Below are 1,386 nucleotides of genomic sequence, written 5' to 3' on the forward strand. Positions count from 1 at the left end.
CCACTTCCTTGGCAGGGCCTGATTCATGTGCGAGGCCCCGGCGTTCCACCAGGCGCCTCGCCCATTTCCCGCTGACTTCCACGCCCGATAGTCGTCCAGCCCCAGTGCCAGAAGCTTGCGGCACCGGGTCCGCGGGCGCTTCCACTGCCGCCAGATCACGCAGCGCAGTCGGCGACGTATCCAACCATCCAGCGTTTCCAGCGGACGCTTCACATCAACAAGGGAGAAGTAGTTGGCCCAGCCCCGCAGGACCGGTGTCAGCTCCTCGGTGACTCGTTGGATGTTGCGCCCCCTGCCGCGCTTGAGGATCTCGCGGACACGTTGCATCAGGCGCTGCAAGCTGGCCTTGGCCAGCGTCAGCTTCGGCAGCTTGTGTCGGGTCAGCGTGTAGCCCAGATACTCCCGGTTCCAGGGGCGGTCCACTGCGCTCTTGTCGCGATTGACCGTGAGCCTGAGCGAGCTCTCGAGATAATCACTCAGGCTGGCCATGACGCGCTCGCCCGCCCGCCGACTCCTGACGTACACCTGCATGTCGTCGGCGTAGCGGCAGAAGCGGTGGCCCCGGCGTTCCAGTTCCTTGTCCACGTCGTCCAGCAGGATGTTCGCCAGCAGCGGACTCAGCGGTCCACCTTGGGGCGTTCCCTGCCGGCGTGGCGCGGCCAGGCCGTCCTGGAACATCCCGGCTTCCAGATAGCGTCGGATCAGGCGCAACACTCGCTTGTCGCGGACGCGGCGCGCGACCCGTGCCATCAGCAGGTCGTGATTCACCCGGTCGAAGAAGGCTTCCAGATCGAGGTCGACCACCCAGCGGTGGCCGGCGGTGACATGGGCCTTCATCGCCGAGACGGCCTGCTGGGCACTGCGCCCAGGGCGGTAGCCGTAGCTCGATGCGGAGAAATCCGGATCGAAAATCGGCGTCAGCACCTGAAGCAGCGCCTGCTGGATCAGCCGGTCGGTAACCGTGGGGATGCCGAGCTGTCGCGTTCCACCCTTGGGCTTGGGAATCTCGACGGCTCGGATCGGGCTGGGGTGGTACTCACCGGCCAGTAGCCGTTCGCACAGCGTTGGCCAGCACTCCTTCAGATGGTCGGCCAACTGGTGGACCGTCATGCCGTCGGCACCCGGCGCCCCCTTGTTGGCGATCACCCTTCGGTAAGCCCGCGCCATGTTGGCCTTCTCTACCACGGCCTCCATGAGCGGGGCGGGCTCCGCTTTCGTCCACGATGACGACGCCGGGTTCGTCTCGACGCCCACCGGCCGGGACTCAGGGTACTGCCCCTGCCCCTCTGGGTGGGTGGCGGTATCAGCGCCACTTTCTGTCTTCATGATCGATCCTCGAGACGTCATCGCCTACTCGCGGTTCTTCATGTTCGGCCCTTGGTGCCG

1 protein-coding gene is annotated in these 1,386 nt (G+C 65.9%); it reads right to left on the reverse strand.

The window, feature by feature from the left end:
- On the reverse strand, positions 1 to 1,326 hold a 1,326-nt coding region (gene ltrA, locus C4S71_RS22250; protein WP_103970591.1), incomplete at its 3' end, for a group II intron reverse transcriptase/maturase.
- Positions 1,327 to 1,386 lie beyond the last annotated feature (60 nt).

Origin of the sequence: Billgrantia desiderata (genome assembly GCF_900108215.1) — a bacterium.
Taxonomy (GTDB): Bacteria; Pseudomonadota; Gammaproteobacteria; order Pseudomonadales; family Halomonadaceae; genus Halomonas; species Halomonas desiderata.